The organism is Mucilaginibacter sp. KACC 22773, from assembly GCF_028736215.1.
Lineage (GTDB): Bacteria > Bacteroidota > Bacteroidia > Sphingobacteriales > Sphingobacteriaceae > Mucilaginibacter.
Genome location: NZ_CP117883.1, coordinates 5225191 through 5244873 on the forward strand (window position 1 = coordinate 5225191; position 19683 = coordinate 5244873).

At 41.7% G+C, this 19683-nt stretch carries 14 protein-coding genes; 10 read left to right on the top strand and 4 right to left on the bottom strand.

Translation table 11 applies throughout. The features are described 5' to 3' along the window. Window positions 1-87: 87 nt before the first annotated feature. The 3 genes from PQ469_RS21550 to PQ469_RS21560 all read left to right on the top strand — a co-directional run bounded on the left by PQ469_RS21550 (window position 88) and on the right by PQ469_RS21560 (window position 7731). Window positions 88-2844 carry an HD domain-containing protein gene (locus PQ469_RS21550; RefSeq protein WP_274209525.1) on the top strand — a complete coding sequence of 919 codons (2757 nt, stop codon included), beginning with the start codon at window positions 88-90 and terminating at the stop codon, window positions 2842-2844. A gap of 124 nt (window positions 2845-2968) precedes the next feature. After that, window positions 2969-5374, top strand: a complete 2406-nt coding sequence (locus PQ469_RS21555; RefSeq protein ID WP_274209526.1) for a glycoside hydrolase family 31 protein — start codon at window positions 2969-2971, stop codon at window positions 5372-5374. Window positions 5375-5556: 182 nt separating this feature from the next. Further along, the gene (locus tag PQ469_RS21560; protein WP_274209527.1) at window positions 5557-7731 is read left to right on the top strand and encodes a DUF5916 domain-containing protein; all 2175 of its coding nucleotides are present in this window, start codon (window positions 5557-5559) and stop codon (window positions 7729-7731) included. Window positions 7732-7914: 183 nt separating this feature from the next. Here PQ469_RS21560 and PQ469_RS21565 read toward each other — a convergent pair whose 3' ends face one another. After that, window positions 7915-8241 carry a DUF6686 family protein gene (locus PQ469_RS21565; protein ID WP_090653247.1) on the bottom strand — a complete coding sequence of 109 codons (327 nt, stop codon included), beginning with the start codon at window positions 8239-8241 and terminating at the stop codon, window positions 7915-7917. 333 nt (window positions 8242-8574) lie between these two features. After that, entirely contained in the window at window positions 8575-9099 is a 525-nt protein-coding gene (locus tag PQ469_RS21570; RefSeq protein WP_274209528.1) for a helix-hairpin-helix domain-containing protein, read from the bottom strand. Between the two features lie 137 nt (window positions 9100-9236). On the opposite strand from PQ469_RS21570, the gene PQ469_RS21575 reads away from it, so the two are divergent. After that, entirely contained in the window at window positions 9237-11477 is a 2241-nt protein-coding gene (locus tag PQ469_RS21575) for a tetratricopeptide repeat-containing sensor histidine kinase (RefSeq protein ID WP_274209529.1), read from the top strand. A 92-nt stretch (window positions 11478-11569) separates the two neighbouring features. On the opposite strand, the gene carA is transcribed toward PQ469_RS21575, so the two are convergent. Further along, window positions 11570-12670, bottom strand: a complete 1101-nt coding sequence (gene carA, locus PQ469_RS21580; protein ID WP_090653244.1) for a glutamine-hydrolyzing carbamoyl-phosphate synthase small subunit — start codon at window positions 12668-12670, stop codon at window positions 11570-11572. 299 nt (window positions 12671-12969) lie between these two features. Between carA and panB the strand changes: the two genes are divergently transcribed. Further along, the gene (gene panB / locus PQ469_RS21585; RefSeq protein ID WP_274209530.1) at window positions 12970-13782 is read left to right on the top strand and encodes a 3-methyl-2-oxobutanoate hydroxymethyltransferase; all 813 of its coding nucleotides are present in this window, start codon (window positions 12970-12972) and stop codon (window positions 13780-13782) included. A 77-nt stretch (window positions 13783-13859) separates the two neighbouring features. Next, on the top strand, window positions 13860-14585 hold the full coding sequence (locus tag PQ469_RS21590; RefSeq protein WP_274209531.1) for an RluA family pseudouridine synthase: 726 nt from the start codon (window positions 13860-13862) through the stop codon (window positions 14583-14585). Window positions 14586-14627: 42 nt separating this feature from the next. On the opposite strand, the gene yiaK is transcribed toward PQ469_RS21590, so the two are convergent. After that, window positions 14628-15617 carry a 3-dehydro-L-gulonate 2-dehydrogenase gene (gene yiaK / locus PQ469_RS21595; protein WP_274209532.1) on the bottom strand — a complete coding sequence of 330 codons (990 nt, stop codon included), beginning with the start codon at window positions 15615-15617 and terminating at the stop codon, window positions 14628-14630. A gap of 174 nt (window positions 15618-15791) precedes the next feature. On the opposite strand from yiaK, the gene PQ469_RS21600 reads away from it, so the two are divergent. From PQ469_RS21600 to PQ469_RS21615, 4 genes are all read left to right on the top strand, one after another. Continuing rightward, window positions 15792-16313: a lipocalin-like domain-containing protein gene (locus PQ469_RS21600; protein WP_090653240.1), complete on the top strand. Its 522-nt coding sequence runs from the start codon at window positions 15792-15794 to the stop codon at window positions 16311-16313. Window positions 16314-16416: 103 nt separating this feature from the next. Continuing rightward, entirely contained in the window at window positions 16417-16995 is a 579-nt protein-coding gene (purN, locus tag PQ469_RS21605) for a phosphoribosylglycinamide formyltransferase (RefSeq protein ID WP_274209533.1), read from the top strand. 143 nt (window positions 16996-17138) lie between these two features. Further along, a complete protein-coding gene (locus PQ469_RS21610) occupies window positions 17139-17474 on the top strand; it encodes a MerR family transcriptional regulator (protein ID WP_090653238.1) in 336 nt (111 codons plus the stop codon). A 42-nt stretch (window positions 17475-17516) separates the two neighbouring features. Then, window positions 17517-19619 carry a ComEC/Rec2 family competence protein gene (locus PQ469_RS21615; RefSeq protein WP_274209534.1) on the top strand — a complete coding sequence of 701 codons (2103 nt, stop codon included), beginning with the start codon at window positions 17517-17519 and terminating at the stop codon, window positions 19617-19619. Window positions 19620-19683: the final 64 nt, after the last annotated feature.

The window sequence follows — 19683 nt, forward strand, 5'->3', positions numbered from 1 at the left end:
TGTCACAAGCTGACATAATTTAGGTATGATAAAGACATTGAGCAACAAAAAATATCATTTATTTACATTTACAAATAAAGCCAGAATATGATTGTACGGAATTCGATTGTTGAACTTAAAGAAACTAAACTTTGGAACTATCTGAATGAAATAGACAAAATATATGCTGACTACTCAATCGTATTTGTTGAACAAATTACACCATTATTAAAATCTATACAAGATTTTTTTCCCTATTATACCCGGCACGATGCCCATCATGGCTATAGAGTATTGAGGCGAATGGATCAAATTCTTTCTAAAGAATGTTTAAAAAAAGACAATAAATTGAGTTTGACCAATATTGAAGCCTTCCTTCTCATTTGCAGTTCATATGCACATGATCTAGGAATGACAGTATTTCCAAATGAAAAAGACATTTTAATAAATCAATTAGAAATAAATGACGAACACTGGAAAAGCAATGTTACTTTACAAAAGCATTTGAGGAAATACCACTCGCAAAGAGGTGGTAGTTATATCGATCAGAACTACGAAAAACTCAATATACCTAAAAATTTGATCTCACCGTTAGACTTACTGATGACCGCGCACAATTTATCGATAAATGAATTGGAAGTTAAACTTGGAAAAAGAGTAGCGGGCGGCGAAAAAGAGTTGGATTTGAAACAATTAGCTTGTATTCTATGCATTGCCGATTCGTTAGAGTTTAGTGAAACGAGAATAGTAGACGGTGTATTAGATACGTTAAAAGACAAAATTAAAAACCATGAGGAATCAGAAGCAATAACTTCCTACAAAGAAAATCTAAAACATGTTTGCATTGGAGACAGTGTTGCAATAGGAAAAGACGGAAAGATTATTATTTCAGGCACATTTGATGATCCTGAGGTATTAAATCTTGCTCATAAGACTATCGATTTCATAGAGTCTTGGGTTAGAGATTATATTGATATTGATTTAAAGTCTTCTTTGCGACGACTGATTGTGAGGGGTGACTCAATTGAACGAAACTTAGTGATTTTGGGCAGTGACTTTGAACGATTAGGTATCAGAATAAAAAAAGATCATATTATTAATCTTATATCATCTAACTCAACTTGGTCGAATGACACTGGGATAGTAATTAAAGAGTTACTTCAAAATTCAGTTGAAGCTTGTAGATACAGGAAATTTAATTCCATTGCTGCTGCTGATTATAAGCCTCATATCGATATTAAATACAATAAAAGTCAACATGCCATTATTATTTCTGACAACGGATGTGGAATGTCAAGATCGACAATTTTGAATAATTTTTTGACGGTAGGAAACAGCCGGTCCATGGATCCTACATATAAGACTTCCTCATATAGTTCTTTGGCAAGATTTGGAATTGGGTTTTGGTCAACATTTACGATTGCAAATTCCGTATCGATTCAAACAGCTCCTTTTGAATACATGAATGTCCAACTAAATTCTGAAAAAATTGATGGTTTAACCTTTGAGGTAAGTATAAACGAATTCAAAGATTACACCCTATTTAAAAAAACGTCGTTATCACCAGGAACAACAATAACGCTCCTTTTAAAAAAAGAGATTGGAGTTGATGATCTATTAATGCGTTTAAATAACTCGATTGTATGCTCTGAAATACCTATAAATATTTCCAACGGTGAGGAAGAGTATTCCATTCCGACTAACATCTCGTTGCCATCCTTAGCGGATTTAACTGGTGCCAAAAGAAAACTTGCATTGGAGCACAATGTCAAAGAATTTATCTTCGAAAAACAGTACGATAGTTTAACATTTAAATTAAAACTACTTTATACAATGTCCAACGGGGCAGCAACTTTTAAGTTGAGCAACAACATCAGTGTAATGCATATGCTCAATAGGTATGGATATTCTGAGGTGTTTTCTATTTGTGGTTTTAAAACAGCAATTCGACTATACTCTCTAATCTTCGACTTTGGTCGTATTGGTCTATTTGTTGCGAATACAAACAACCCAGAGGGCTTTGTTTTTAATTTAAATAGACATTCACTAATATCTTCCGATGCCTATACAAACTTGATAAATATCCTCACGGAAGCAGTTAACGAAGCGTATCGATATTTTCTTAAAACCACCAATTCAACTGATAAAAAAACTGTTTACATACTCAATCAGCAATCCAGATCAAACGGAGGAAATACTTATGGAAATTATTCTAAATTTCGCTTATGGCAGCTTTACAATAAAGTACCAGATTTACTGATTTTCAAATTAACAAAAATATCAAAGGGGTTAAATTTACTTGACGCAGATATACGATATGAATCTTTTGACGAATTAAGAAACTATCGGTTTCAGTTATGGTCTTGTACAGTTCATATATTTAACGCTCAAATAAGATTAAATCCAGAAGAAAATACAAATTTCATTTATGCTGTTATTGAACAAATAACAATGGAGCAAGAGTCTTACTTTTTGGAACCAAATCTTGAAATAGACTTATTGTTTGACAATGATCCGTATTCTTTTGTACATATTATATCTGTCGAAACTGTAACTAAAATTCCTATAAAATTACCGCTATTAAGAATTAACAGTCACTCTCTTCAACCGTTTGTAAATCATAAATGGTTCATATGCGAAATTCGAGGGGTTTGGACCGGAACCATATTAGAGAAGGAAATATTGGGGGCTAATTTTGTTTTTATAGGCCAACACAAACTAATTGTAAAACCGAATACAAATATTTCAATTGAAATAAAAAACCTTCACAGCAAAGGTCAAATTATGAAGCTCTGTGATTTAGTTAAATTATTAAATGATGCTTCGGATGGTTTTACAGATGATTCTGTTTTGAAATTTATGTAATCAATCCACAATTCTCGTCATATTTTTTCTTCAATTAAAAAAAGTACCTATATTCACGTTTTCAAAACAGGTGTTATTCCTACACTTATTATAAACTAATTTATTGCTGTTCAATATGTTTAAAATGTTACCCACCTTAAATGCAAAAATAAAACAATCGATTGCGTTGTTTATCTTGCTGGCAGGCGCTATGGCCACACTTACTGCAAACGCTACCGTTAAATCCTTTAAAAAAGGTCCCGATGGCGTTACCTTTTCTTTAGATAAGGGCCTGATGAAGGTGCTTGTGCGCAGTGCCGACATTATCGAAGTAAAATATACCATTTTTGATGCCTTCGAAACCAAGCCTTCGCTGGTGGTGGTTAACAGCTGGAAAACCCCTACTGCCTACCAGGTAACGGCAACCAAAACCGAGGTAGTCATCACCACGGCAAAAATGAAGGTAATAGTAAATAAGGGCACCAACGCCATTACTTATACCGATTTAAAAGGCAACGTAATTACTGCCGAAGACAGCGAAAACAAAACAATAACACCCGCAACTATTGCCGGCATCAGTACCTATAATGTAAGCACACAGTTTACCTCACCGGTAAACGAAGCGCTTTACGGCTTAGGCTGCCACCCCTTAGATTCTTTATCCATTAACTATAAAGGCCGCAACCAGGAGTTACTTATCAAGTACCTGACCGGCGCTATCCCGGTATTGTTATCAACCAAGGGTTATGGCTTGCTTTGGGACAACTATTCGGCATCAAACTTTTATGGCGCCGAGGCTGATAACACCAAATTTAAATACGTATCTGAAAGTGGTAAACAGGTAGATTACTTCTTCTTCTACGGCCCTTCTTTTGATCATATTATCGATTCATATCGTATAGCAACCGGCCGTGCGCCAATGTTTGGCAAATGGGCTTACGGGCTTTTCCAATCGCAGGATAGGTACATGAGCGAAAAGGAAATATTGACTGTTAAAGATAAATATCGCGATAATCACATCCCTGTTGACGTAATTGTACAGGACTGGTACTACTGGGATCCGTTGCCAATTGGCTCGCACGTGATGAAGCCCGAGCGTTACCCTCACCCAAAACAAATGGTTGATGAACTGCACAAGGCAAACATCCATGCCATGATTTCGATATGGCCCGTATTTGGTAAAGGCACCCCCAACTATGATGCATTGGAAAAAATGGGCGGCTTAACTGATATTACCTGGGATAACGTGGTTACCCACACTTTTGATACCTATTACGATGCCCATAATCCTAAAGCCCGCGAATTGTATTGGGACCAGGCACGCGATAGCCTGGTAAAACGCTACGGTTTTGATGCCTGGTGGATTGACCAGTGCGAGCCGGATAATGGCGCTTTGCTTGATGCCCGCCGCCAAAGTAACTTCAGCATAGGTAAAGGGATTGATTATTTTAATACCTACTCGTTGCAGCACACCAAAGGGGTTTACGATGGCTGGCGCAGGGATATTCCGGGCAAACGCGCTTTCTTTTTGGTAAGGCAATCATTTGCCGGCGAACAGCGTAATGCAGCCACCTTATGGTCAAGCGATATTGAGTGTACCTTTTGGAACTATAAAAACCAGGTGCCACAGGGTATCAACGCCTGCGCATCGGGTATCCCCTATTGGACATCAGATATTGGCGGTTACCACTTCCATTGGAAAGCTGCCGACTGGTCGCAGCCGGATAAGCGCGAGCTGTTTACCCGTTGGTTCCAGTTTGGCGCGTTTTGCCCCATCTTTCGTATCCACGGTAAAGGCGAGCGTGCTTTATTTAGCGACAACTGGGATGCCAATACCAAAGCCATCCTGTTAAACTTTGATAAACTGCGTTACCGCCTGCTGCCATACATCTACTCGCTGGCCGGCAAGGTAACTACCGAAAACTATACCATGATGCGCGCCCTGACATTTGATTTCAGGAACGATGAAAAAGCCTACGGCATACCAGACCAATATATGTTTGGCCCTGCCTTTATGGTTAACCCTGTTACCGAGCAACTGTATACATCGGCCGATGCTGATAAAAAAGCTAAAGCTCGCCAGGTTTACCTGCCCGCTGCAACCAAATGGTACAACTTTTGGACTGGTGAAGTGCTCGACGGTGGCCAAACCATCAGCGCTGCCGCACCTATCGAGATATTGCCGCTTTATGTAAAAGCCGGTTCTATCATCCCAATGGGCCCGCACATGGAATACGCTACCGAAAAACCAGCCAGCAATATCGAATTAAGGATATACCCAGGCGCAAATGGTACGTTTAAGCTGTACGAAGACGAAAACGAAAATTACAACTACGAAAAAGGAGCTTTTGCCACCATCAGCTTTAACTGGGATGATAAAGCGCATAAGCTGACTATATCAGGTACCAAGGGCCACTTTCCAGGGATGCTAAAAAACCGCACCTTTAATATTGTGCTGGTTAAGGGGGCACATGGCTCAGATGTGGAGATAACAGCCAAAGCTGATAAGGTGGTTAAATACAGCGGAAAAGCGTTGGTAGTTAACTTGTAAAAAAGAATCAAGGGTTAAGAATCAAGAGTCAAGACAGAAAGCTCTTGCGGTAATTGAAAAGGAAATTATTTCTACATTAATTCTTCTTTCTTAATTATTATCTTTCGGAAAAATATACCAGCCTGCAATAAAATGCAGGCTGGTTTGTGTTTAAGCATTTCGAAAAATAAAACTAAAATCTGTTGAAGCCAAGCAAACACCTGTCGCCCTTTCAAATTATATCACTATTGTTGGTTTTATGTTGGGTGCCATTTGCTGCATCGGCGCAAAAAAAGAATTCGGTGTTTCAATATCATATCCGTAAAACCACAGCGCCCATTACTATTGATGGAGTTATGGACGAGGCCTGGCATAGCGCCGATTCGGCTGCTAACTTTTTTATGGTGATGCCTATGGATACCAGCCGGGCCAAATTACATACCGAGGTGCGGATGACCTTCGATAACAACAACCTGTACATTATTGCCGTTTGCTATACCGCAGGGCCCGGCGAATACATGGTTGAATCGCTGAAGCGAGATTTCGCCTTTCAAAAAAACGATAATTTTATATTTTTTCTCGACCCCTTTGACGCCCGCACAGATGGCTTTAGTTTTGGCGCCAACGCCGCCGGCGCTCAATGGGATGGTACCATGTACGAGGGTGGCAAGGTTGACCTTAGCTGGGATAACAAATGGATATCGGTAGTAAAAAACTATCCCGATAAGTGGGTATTTGAAGCAGCCATCCCCTTTAAAAGTATCCGCTATAAAAAAGGCGTTGGCCAATGGGGCATTAACTTTAGCCGGAACGACCTGATATCTACCGAAAAATCGAGCTGGGCGCCGGTGCCAAGGCAGTTCCCCACGGCGTCGCTGGCGTATACAGGCCTATTGGTTTGGGACGAATTACCGCCCGATGCCGGCACCAACATTTCGCTCATCCCCTACGCGCTTACCGGCCTATCTAAAGATTACATAGCCGGAACCAAAACCGACTGGAAAAAAGAAATAGGCGGCGATGCCAAAATAGGCCTTACCTCGTCCCTCAACCTCGACCTTACCGTTAACCCCGATTTTTCGCAGGTTGATGTAGACCAGCAGGTGGTAAATTTGAACAGGTATGAATTGTTTTTTCCCGAGAAGAGGCAGTTTTTTTTAGAGAACGGCGACCTGTTTGCCAATTTTGGCTACGCCGATATAAGGCCGTTTTTTTCGCGCAGGATTGGGCTTAACGCCCCCATCAGGTTTGGCACCAGGCTAACGGGCAAGCTGGATAAAGATTGGCGTGTTGGGCTGATGGATATACAAACCGGAACATCAAACGATGCCCTTACCCCTGCCCAAAACTATGGTGTACTCACGCTTCAGCGGCGCGTTTTTGGCCGTTCAAACATCGGCTTTATGTTTATTAATAAGGATGCTACAGGGACATCAACCCCGGGCAATGCCTATAACCGCAATTTTGGGGTGGAGTACAACCTGGCCTCGCCAAGCAATTTATGGACCGGTAAACTTTTAGGCCTAAAATCATTTACACCCGGCCTTAAGGGACACGACCTGGTAGCAGCAGCCCATGTGCAATACCTGAGCAAATACTGGACGGCCTATTTGCAAGATGAGTATGTTGGCAAAAACTATACTGCGGGGGTTGGCTACGTACCCAGGGTTGGCTATAATAAAATCAGTCCGCTGCTATTACATAATTTTTTTCCCAAAGGCGGCGATGTGCTTATCCATGGCATCCAGCTAACCAGCAACTATTATTTTGACGAGAATTTTAAGCGCACCGATAACGAAAGCACCTTAGCTTATATCATGACACTGCGTAACAAAAGTACATTTACGGTATCGGGCATTGATACCTATATCAAATTATTGGTACCGTTTGATCCAACCAATACAGGCAAAACACCGCTGCCTATTGGCTCGCAACATCATTGGAATACGGTTGACATGCAGTTTGTATCGAAGCCGCAGGCGCTATTTACTTACCTTTTAGAGGGCCTGCACGGTGGTTATTACGATGGATACCGTACCAGCCTGATTGCACAACTGGGCTACCGCTTTCAGCCTTATGTTAACCTGTTTGTAAACTCCTCATTTAATGATTTGCGCCTGCCCCAGCCTTATGGCGATACCCAATTTTGGCTGATTGGCCCAAAGGCAGATATTACCTTAAGCAACACCCTATATTTTACCACTTATGTACAATACAACGGCCAGGTAAAAAACATTAATACCAACGTGCGCCTGCAATGGCGCTACAAACCGGCATCAGATTTTTTTATTGTTTATGGGGATAACTCCATCCCATCACCCTATACCGTTAAAAACCGCCAGCTGGTAGTTAAGTGGACTTACTGGTGCAATTTGTAATCGGGTTCGGGTTGCGGGAATTCGTTGCGTGTTGCGAGGTTCGAGGTTCGGGAGTTGGGTGCTGAAATCGAGATGTCGAACTCACTAATTCGCCATCTGGCACTTTTGATTTTTTTACCTTCAAATTTTCAAATCCTCAAATTTTCAAATAATCTGAAATTTGCACATCTGTAATCTGCACATCTACTCCCCTCCTTCCATCAGGCTGTATACTTCCTGCATGTAAACGGCTTCGTTCATGGCGGCATGGAAATCTTCCCATTCATCGCTGCTGAAGGTAAACTGTACATCATTTACCGGGGTACGCATTACCATACGTTCCTGCCCGTCGGGAAACGGGAAGGTATAATTCTCAAAATTAAGCTCAAGGGTAAAATCCCGGAATTGTACAAACTGCTCGGGCGTAAAACTCAGGATAAGGTTATTATTCCAGATGAAGATACAACGGCACTCCTGGCACCGGCTTATAACCGATGCACCAACCTGGCTCAATACTTTTGCGTCGCACATAAATAGATAGATTTAATTGGTGCCTGCCCTGTAATAAAGCCATCACGGCATTTATCGCAGAGCAGGACTTTATATTTTAAAGTGTTTTTTCAACTTAAACGTCAATTACTTTGCAGGAAGCGTATTTCCCTTTTAAGAACAAAAGCAAAGTAAATCCTTATTTAGAATAAATCCAAATAAAAATAACAATAAAGAAGAGGCAAGAGTTAAGAATTAAGACAAAGATGTATTGTCTTGAAATGACAGATAGTCTTTAGTCGAAAGTCTTAAGTTCCAAGTCTTTTAAAATAACCTGATTTTTTTCCTCAAGAGTTAGGGCTTTCAACTAAGTACTTACAACTTAACCGTAGTATTATCCTTATTCAGGCTATCCGCATACTGTTTCATTTTGGGATATTGTGGTAAATCGTACCATGGGCTTTTTGGTCTATCGGCGGGGAAGCCGTGCTGGGCGCGGTAGGCTTTGCGTTCGGCTGTGAAATGCCACCAGCGTTTGCTATCGTCGCGGTGTACAATATAATGGGCCAATAAACGGTACGAATCCTCAACACATGGGTCGGCCCAGGTACCGCAATGTTTTTCAAATGCATTGTACAGTTCAACCGGATCTTTTCCCTCAAGCTGCTTTAATGAATAATACCCCTGTTCAATAAGTTCGGTTGCAAAGTTGATGCCTAACGATGGGATGCTTTGAAATTCCATCAGCGCGGCAATTTCCTGAGTCCTTTGGGCCGATGCTTTCAGGATAGCCGCTATTTCATCAGGAGCGTAACCGGCCAAAGCATTGATCTTTATTTTTTGGCTTTTAAGTATTGCCTTTTCACCGGCATTTAATTTGAGGTCGATATTCTTTTTCATAGCGCCTGTTAAAGCATTAAAATTAATTAAAGGGAATTAATTAAGCCCACTACTAAAATACCCTATATTTAATAATTAAAATAAACCAAATCAATTTCGCTGTTTATCTCGTATAAAGCATTAACTATTAACTGATCTTGAGATTAAAAAAACATATTGTAGATAATAATGGTACACGGGGGTTAATATCGGCGGTCTTTTTTATATTCTTAAGCCTTCCGGCATTTGCCAAATCACATCCCGAAGTTGACAGCATTAAAAACCTGTTATTGCCTGCGTCTGCATATCAAAAAAATCCGGATACCGCTACCATTAACAAACTCAATAAAATAGCATCGGGTTATTTTAAATCGAACCCCGATAGCGCCTACTATTATGGCAAAAAAAGCATTGAGCTATCGCGCAAAATTAAATATCCGGAAGGTATAGCTAATGGTTTGCTGGAAACCGGGCACGTAAATTATTTTAAAGGCAACTCCAAACAAGCTAAACAAAATTTCGACGAAGCTATAACCATATTCAAAAGCTTACATAACGATAAGGGCCTTAGTAAGGCCTACATTTCGTACGGGCGGATGTATAACCAACTGGCCGAATACAAACTCGCGTTAGGCTATTTAGATAAAGCGCGCCTGATTTGCCTGCGCAACCAGGACGAGCCTACCTTAACAGATTGCTATAAAAACATAGGTATAACATACTTTAGCAAAGGCCAGCTTTCAAATGCGCTCGACTTTTACTACAAGGGCCTTTTTATTGCGTTAAAAAACAACTATATAACAACCTCGGCCGAAATTTATAATGATATTGGTGTGGTATTGCAAAACATGGAGGTGTTTCCAAACGCCCTCGAATATTTCAAAAAAGCTATACAGGTATTTGAGGCCACCAATAACAAACAAGCTGTTGGCACCATAAATGAAAACATTGGCGAAGTACTGCTTGCCCAGCATAAGTACGACGAGGCTATAGTGTATTTATTAAAATCGTTAAAAACCGCCAAACAGCAGGATGATAAAGACGGGCTAAGTTCGGTTTATACAGATCTGGGCATGTGTTATGCGCATAAAAATCAAATTCCGCTTGCCAAATCATACCTGGATACATCGTTACGGATAGCTACAAAATACCAGATTGTTTATAACCAGGCCTATGCTTCAAACGGTTATGCCACTGTTTATAATTTGTTGGGCGATTATAAAAATGCCTATAAATACGCCGTGGATGGGCAGGCGCAGGCTATTAAACTGGGGAATATATCGGTACGCTCAAACTCCGCATTACAACTTAACAAAGCGATGGCCGGCCTTGGTAAATTTGAGGATGCCAACCGGATGCTAAATGAATACATCAGCCTTAAAAATCAAATTAACGATAATGAAAGCATTCAAAAGCTAACGTCATATAATTACGAACTTGGCTTTGCCGAAAAGAAACGGCAACTTGCCCAACAACAACGCGAACGCGACCTGATATATCAACAGAAAATAAAAAGCCAACGCCTGGTTAACGCCATATTTTCTATCATCATTGTGGGCATGATTGTTACTGTGGGTATTTATTACCGGCAAAAACGAAAGCAGCAAAAGATTAACGCCCTTTTGGAAGACCGTAACCACGAGATATTGAAACAAAAAGCCAACATTGACGACCAGGCCGAAAAGCTAAACGATTTAAATGTTTTAAAAGACAGGCTGATATCTATTTTAGCCCATGACCTGCGCGCGCCATTAAGCACACTGCGTGGGCTTTTCAGTTTATTACAGGACGACAGCATCAGCCACGAGGAATTGCTGGAAATGATACCCGGCGTATTAAAAAAGCTGGAATATACTTCTGATTTTCTTGATACCCTGCTATTCTGGATAAACAGCCAAATGGAAAACTTTGAAGCATCGGTAAAAAACTTTTCGATAAAAGGGCTGGTGAGTTTGGAGATTGAGAGCTATCATGAGCAAGCCCAATTAAAAGGTATTACCCTGGTGGATAGTATCCCCGCCAATTTATCCGCCTGGGCCGATCCAAACTCTATCCGCATTGTTATTCGTAACCTGATTACCAATGCGCTTAAATTTTGCCGTGAAGGTGATACCATAGAGATTTCGGCAACGATGGAAGATAATAAAAGAATTGTTGTAAAGGTAAAAGATACCGGGGTAGGCATGTCTGCCGATCAGCGCGATAAACTGTTTAAAGGCAAGGTAAACAGCAAGGTTGGTACCAAAAATGAGTCGGGCACCGGCATGGGCATGCTGTTTTGCAAAGATCTGGTCGAAAAATGCCACGGCAAAATATGGGTGACCAGCCAACCGGGAGTAGGTACCGAATTTATGTTCACACTGCCGGCTGTAGCCGTTGCCACACCGGCCGAGGCATAAACCAACAATAAAAAAGCCTTTCAAGCTTAAAACTCGAAAGGCTTTCAAAATCATCTGCACATCTAAAATCTGCACATCTGCATATCCGCAGCTTATTTCATCAGGTTGATAAAATCATCAAACAAATACCTTGAATCGTGCGGGCCAGGTGACGACTCCGGGTGATACTGTACCGAGAATGCTCTTTTATCTTTTACACGGATACCTTCTATCGATTGATCGTTAAGGTTTACATGGGTAATTTCTACTTTATCAGATGCACGTACGGCTTCGGGGATCACGCCAAAACCATGGTTTTGCGATGTTACCTCGCAATGATTGATAATGATATTTTTTACCGGGTGGTTTAAACCTCGGTGACCGTTAAACATTTTTTTAGTTGGGATATCGTTAGCCAAAGCCAGTAACTGGTGGCCTAAGCAAATGCCAAACATCGGTTTATCGGCGGCTAAAATTTCTTTTACCGTATCAATGGCGTAAGGCATAGCCGATGGATCGCCGGGGCCGTTTGATATAAAATATCCGTTTGGCGCAAAATCCTTTTCCATTTCGGCATAAGTAGTTTTTGCGGGGAAAACTTTGGCATAAACATCACGGTCGTCAAAGTTGCGCAGGATGTTTTTCTTTACACCCAAATCAAGTACCGCTACACGATAGGCGGCATCCTCGCTACCAAAAGTGTAAGTTTCGGTGGTTGATACCTGCGACGATAGTTCCAATCCGTCCATAGAAGGCACTTCGGCCAGCCTGGCTTTCAGCTCTTCGATATCTAATATCTCCGAAGAAATGATAGCATTCATGGCTCCCTTATCGCGGATATGGCGTACTATCTGGCGGGTATCAACATCGCTGATGCCTACTATATTTTGCTGCTGAAAATAGTCCTGGATAGATTCGTTAGCCTGTTTGCGGCTGTAAGCAATGTTGTAGTTTTTACAAACCAGGCCTGCAATCTGGATATTACCCGATTCAACTTCGCTATCGGCAATGCCATAATTACCAATGTGCGCATTGGTAGCAACCATTATTTGCCCGAAGTATGATGGGTCGGTAAAAATTTCCTGGTAACCGGTCATTCCTGTATTAAAACAGATTTCGCCGGTAGTAGTACCTATCTTTCCTGCGGCTTTACCGTAAAATACGGTGCCATCAGCCAATAAAAGTACTGCCGGTAATTTGGTGAAGTGCGTCATTTAGCAAAAAAATTGAATGGATTATTAAATCGGATCGCCTGGTTCAAAGCCCCGTGAAAACTAATAGAAATATTGAAGTAAGGAACTTCCGGATTCACGGTGCAAAAGTAAGAGAATATTTCGGATTTAAAACACGAATTTCAGAAATTAACAGACACGAATTTCACGAATGGAATAAATTAATACGAATTGAATGCGCTGTCAATTGAGTTAATTTATTAGCGTTAGTCTAATTAGATTAAATTCGTGAAATTCGTGCGTTTCAAATTACCTTTGTGCTTTCTTTAATACATTTAACCATGTCTGTAAACAAAGAAGTTAAAAGGATTACCACCCATATTTTGCAGGAGATGAAAAACCGTGGCGAAAAAATTGCCATGCTTACCGCATACGATTACTCCATGGCTACCATTGTAGATGAAGCCGGCATGGACATCATCCTGGTAGGCGATTCGGCCTCAAACGTGATGGCCGGGCATGAAACCACGCTTCCGATAACGCTCGATCAGATGATATACCATGCATCGTCAGTTGTTCGCGCGGCCAAACGCGCATTGGTTGTTGTTGATTTGCCCTTCGGATCATACCAGGGTAACTCCAAAGAGGCGCTTAACTCGTCTATCCGGATCATGAAAGAATCTGGCGCCCATGCTGTTAAAATGGAAGGAGGCGTAGAAATAGCCGAATCTGTAAGCCGTATCCTTACAGCAGGAATCCCGGTAATGGGCCATTTGGGCTTAACGCCACAATCTATTTATAAATTTGGCACCTACACGGTACGCGCCAAGGAGGAAGTTGAGGCCCAAAAGCTGCGTGAAGATGCGCTTAAATTACAGGAGCTTGGCTGCTTTGCTATTGTGCTTGAAAAAATACCGGCCAAGCTGGCAACAGAAGTTAGCCAAAGCGTACAAATCCCTATTATAGGTATCGGTGCCGGCCAGTGCGACGGCCAGGTTTTGGTAATACACGATATGCTGGGGATTAACAACGATTTTAAGCCGCGTTTTTTACGCCAGTATTCTAATTTATATGAGCAGATGAACGGCGCTTTCAAAAACTACATCAGCGATGTAAAATCAAAAAGCTTCCCGAGTGATAAGGAACAATATTAGATAGCCCATGGTTGATAGTTCATGGTTCATAGCCGTTTGCGGTGGCCATGAACTATCAACCATGAACCAAAAATAGAATGGCCCGCCCCGAGTTTAATTATACCAGTTTTGATGTTACTGATAAGGATATCCTTTATGAGGATAATCACCTTATTGCGGTGAACAAACGTGCCGGGGATATTGTACAGGTTGACGATACCGGCGACGAATCATTAGACGATAAAGTTAAAAAGTACATAGCCCAAAAATACAACAAGCCCAATGGCGCGTTTTTAGGCGTGGTGCACCGGCTGGACAGGCCGGTGAGCGGCGTTATCCTGTTTGCCAAAACCAGTAAAGCGCTTGAGCGGATCAATAAAATGTTTAAAGGCCGCGAAATGCATAAAACCTATTATGCCGTGGTGCGCAAAAAACCGTATCCTGAATCGGGCACATTGGTACATTGGCTGGTAAAAAATCCGCAAAAAAACGTAACCAAAGCTCACGACAAAGAGGTGCAAGGCAGTTTACGATCTGAACTGAGCTACAAACTGGTTGCCGAGCTTAACGGGTACTACCTGGTAGAAGTTGACCCGATAACCGGCCGGCCGCACCAAATCCGCGTACAGCTATCAACGCTGGGCTCACCTATAGTAGGCGATAATAAGTACGGATATCCGCGTGGCAGCCTGCGTAAGAGCATCTGCCTTCATGCCCGTAAGCTTACCTTTATTCACCCGGTAAAAAACGAGCCTATCGAAATTATAGCCCCGGTTCCGCGCGATGGCTTTTGGGAGAAATTTGAGGGGATGATGGTTGGGTAATTCAAAAGTAAAAATTCAAAATTCAAAAATAGAGGAGCGGCTTTATAGACCCCTCACCACATCCCAAATCCGCTCATCAACCAAAACCCCTTCGGATAAATTTCTTTCACGGGTTTTCAGGGTATTTTCGCCGGGATAGCTTATTGTACCACCCTCTTGCTCAGGGGTACTGGTTTTGGTGTAAGCGATGATCTCTTCAATTAAGGTGGCTGTTTGCTGATCGTTTGCAGGTTTTATGCAGATAAATACCTGCGATATGCCGGAATCGGCCCCGCTTTCGGTTATTCTTGCTGTGGAGTTTCCACCGCTTAATACAGTAGCCAAAAGATCGAGCACCAGGGCAAGCCCCGATCCTTTCCAAAACCCAATAGGAAGTAGCCTTTTTGCCCCAAGGATGGCTGCCGGATTAGTACTTAAATTACCTTCGCTATCATATCCGCCCGGTAAGGGCAATGGCTCGTTACTATTTTCGTATTGCTTCAACTTCCCCAACGAGTATTGCGATATGGCCATATCCAACACCACATGCCCATCTTTACGTGGCACAGCTATCACCAGGGGGTTATTGCCCAAACGTGGCTCAAGGCCGCCCCAGGGTGGCAGGTTGGCAATGGTATTGGTAAAGCATAAACCTATGTAACCGGCATTGGCAGCCTGCCAGCCGTAGGTGCCACCGCGCATCCAGTGGTTGGTATTTTTTAGTGCCACACATCCTATTCCGTTATCACTTGCAAGTTGGATAGCCCTATCCATACAAAACCTGGCGTTCAGCATCCCGGGACCCAAATTGCCATTCCATTGTTCCATGGCACCAAAACCAGCTTGCCGGTTGGGTTGGTTATCCGGTTTAACCAGCCCATCTTTTACGTGCTGCACAAAAACCGGAAAACGGTTTAATCCATGCGTATATATGCCGTCTCTGCTGTTTTCAGCAAAAATAACAGCACACTTGTCGGCCTTGTCATTTGTAAAGTCGAGGCTTAGTAAAACACGTTTAAATTCGGCTTTAAGCAGCGGGAATGGGATACGCATGGTTTTAATTTCAAAAGTTAAAAGTAAAAATTCAAAAGTTAAAACCGCTACATCAGCTTGAAGATGTTGGCCGTTCCATTAAAATAAAAAACGTTTAAAACAGTTATTTAAATATACCCCCTGCCGGTGGATTAATAACTGCAGGATTTCATATTTTTGCGCGTACATTATTTCATGAAAAAAAAATTTCCATTACTCTTTATACTTGCCTTAGTTGTCGTTGGGGCACTGGTAAACTCCTGCAAAAAAGATAAAAACAGCAATATTCCGGCCCTTTTAGCCAGCGGTGTTTGGCAACTAGCCTCGATACAGGTTTACCATTACACAGGGAATACGCAGGTAGGCAACCCTGACACCTTAAATACCGATTGTGATAAAAACCAGTATTTTACTTTCAAAAGCGATAATACCTGCAGCTACACCAATTTTGATTGTATTGAGCAAACATCAACCGGCACCTGGACGTTGACCGAAAACAGGTTATACTTCTCATCAGATATGGTGGCTAAAGATACGGTAGCAGGTGGCACCATGAGTACCGAAAAACCATTTGACTACACACAGATTGAAACCCTTGGCAATTACTCGCTGGTATTACAAACCGGCGACGTTGAACCCAATTATTCGGCCACTAAGGCCCGCACGGTGGTTCGCTATGGATTTATCAGGCAAAAAGCTATAACAAGTAGCAATTAAATCACATAAAAAATTATATTTGAATATTATTGAACGGTTTATAAATTGCCCTTAACATATTAATTACCGTTTGAGGCAGTTTCATCACCTTTGAAAAACTTTAATGAAGAAACGAATTGCCATTTTTGCTTCAGGTTCGGGATCAAACGCCCAAAAAATAATGGAGTATTTTAAACGCAATGCCGAGGCCGAAGTTGTATTGATACTCACCAACAACCCGCAAGCCTTTGTGTTACAGCGAGCCGACAATTTTGAAGTGCCATCGCACGTATTTACACGTAATGAATTTTTTGAGACAGATGATGTAATCCGCCTGCTCAAAAACCTGCAGGTAGACCTTATCGTACTGGCCGGTTTTTTATGGCTGATTCCGGCGTCATTATTAAAGGCATTTCCCAACAAAATCATCAACCTGCACCCTGCCCTGCTGCCCAAATATGGTGGTAAAGGCATGTACGGAGATCATGTACACAAAGCTATTTTAGATGCCGGGGAAGAAGAAAGCGGTATAACAATTCATTTTGTAAACGAACAGTTTGATGAAGGTGAAGTTATCCATCAGTCGAAATTCAAAATTGAACCGGGCGACAACCTTGAGATGATCAAATTCAAAGGCCAGCAGCTCGAACACCTGCACTTCCCAAAAGTTGTGGAAGCATTGCTGAAGAAGATGAAAAGCTAATACGGTTTAGGGATTTTGCTGGATTGACCGGATTGTTATGAATTTGATTTCCTGTCGAAATCTGATAATCTGATTAATCGGGCTCAGGCAAAAAATCCGAAATCCCGGTTCCCAAATCCAAAATCAAAAAGATACCTTTGCATATGGCTTACAAAGAACGTGAAATAAGCAAAATGTATTACACCATGGGCGAGGTATCGGCCATGTTTGATGTAAACCAATCGCTTATCCGTTTTTATGAAAAGGAGTTTGATGTACTTCAGCCAAAAAAAAACAAAAAAGGCAACCGCTATTTTACACCGGAAGATATCGAGAATTTCAAGATCATCTTCCACCTCATCCGCGATAAAGGCTATACCCTCAACGGCGCCAAAGAACACCTGAAAAGCAACCTGGGCGACCATAAAGAAAACCAACGGGTAATTGATTCGCTCGAAAACATCAAAAAATTCCTGCTGGAAGTAAGGGACCAGTTGTAGATATCCTCCTAAAACATATCTTTATTGTTTTCTATATCATAAATGATCGCGAATCATAAAGGCGAGATCCCGTTTGTTGTATTGCTCCTGCCCTTTTTATCAGGGATATCCTTAGGTATCGGCTTTATGACAGCCTCATACCTGCCTCTACTTTGGAGCATTTTCGGCGGGCTGAGTATTGCATTTATCTTCCTGAATTTAGCCTACCAACGACTGGCTATTTATAAAAACAGGTGGCTTGGCGGGGTATTAATCGCATTCATCCTGTTTTTGGCAGGCTGCATCGCCGCAATCAATAACAACGAGTTGAACAATGGGCAACATTTTTCCAGATGGCCGGCGCAATATCTTTCGATAAAAGTTACCACCGAACCGCAGCTCAAAAACGGCCTGCTAAGATTTACGGCAACAGTTGGGCAAAGCATTAACAATAAGCAATTAAAACCCGTTACCGGCACCTTGCTGGTCACCATTAAAGACAGTGCAGCCATATCCCTGCAATACGGCGATGAGTTAGTTATCCCGGCCAAATATAACCCTATCGATCCCCCTTTTAACCCAGGAGAATTCAATTACAAAAAATACCTGGCGCATCAAAATATATACTACCAGGCATTTTTATACCCGGAGATGTACCGGGTTGTAATGCATGGTACCGGCAACCCGCTCATCGCGTTTTCGCTGCGTTTACGGCAGCAAATGATTAACCGGTTTAAGCAGCAAATGCATGACCCTGGTGCCATAGCCGTAGCATCAACCCTTATACTTGGTTACAAAGCCGATTTGAGTACCGATATTTTGCAGGCTTATTCAAAAACAGGTACCATCCATGTTTTATCGGTTTCGGGTGCGCACGTGGCCATCATTTATATTCTGTTACAATTTACGCTTGGCTTTTTAAACGGCTACCGGCATGGCCGGGTAATAAAAGCGGTTATCATTATCGCGCTAATCTGGTACTATTCGCTGCTCAGCGGCTTCTCACCTGCCGTTTGCCGGGCAGCGGTGATGATCAGTATGGTTATTATTGGTAAAACCTATGCGCGATATATCAATTTACTCAACATCCTGGCGGTATCGGCATTCGCGCTGTTGTTGTACAACCCGCTTTTAATAACAGATGTTGGTTTCCAGTTATCGTACCTGGCTGTAGCCGGGCTGGTGGTTTTACAGCCGGTTGTTTATCAATGGCTGGAGTTTAAAAATAAATGGGCCAATAAAGTTTGGATGGCTTGCTCGGTATCAATAGCGGCGCAGGTTATTACATTTCCGTTAAGCGCATTGTATTTTCACCAGTTCCCGGTTTATTTTTTGCTGAGTAACCTGCTCATTATTATACCTACATCGGTTATTATGTATAGCGGTGTTGCCTACCTGGCGCTTTCATGGGTGCCCCTACTATCAACTTTACAGGCGCGGCTATTGGAGTACACCATCCTGTTCATGAATAAAGCACTGGCAATTATTGAACATACACCTTTTGCCGGCATTGGTAAAATATGGCTTACCGTGCCGGAGTATTTACTGCTTTATGTAATCATTATAAGCGCGTTTTACTATTTGTATAATAAAAAAATATGGCTTATAAAGCTTAGCCTGGCCAGCCTGCTGCTATTTGCCACAAGCATCAGCCTGAAAAGGTACCGGGCCGAAAACACCCATTCTATCGCTTTTTTAAACCTGCGTAAAAACACGGGCATTGTATTTAAAAACGGCAGCAGCGCGATTGTACTTACCAACCTTGCCGATACTGATAAAAATTACAAATATTCGGTACAACCTTATTTAGATAGCGCACAGGTGCAGCATATCAGCATTATTGGATTAGGCCAAAACATCAGTTCAACATGGTTTAAAAAACGCGGCGCGTTAATGCAGTTTTATAATAAAAGGTTAATTATATTTGATAAGCATTTACAAAACCAGCAGCTACCGGGCAAACTGATGACCAATTATTTATATATTACCGGTAACCCGCACACCAATTTACAGGAGGTAAATAGCAACTATGGCTACCAAACATTGATCATTGATGGCAGTAACAGTAGCCAAACCATTGAAAGATTTGCGGCAACTGCAAAAACGTTGAGCATACACTATAAAATATTAAAACGTAACAATTCACTTATTACCGTATCTAATTAACAACATTAAACTAACTGCCAATAAATTTGTCTTTAAGTTAAAAACAGGTAAATTGGTAATAATC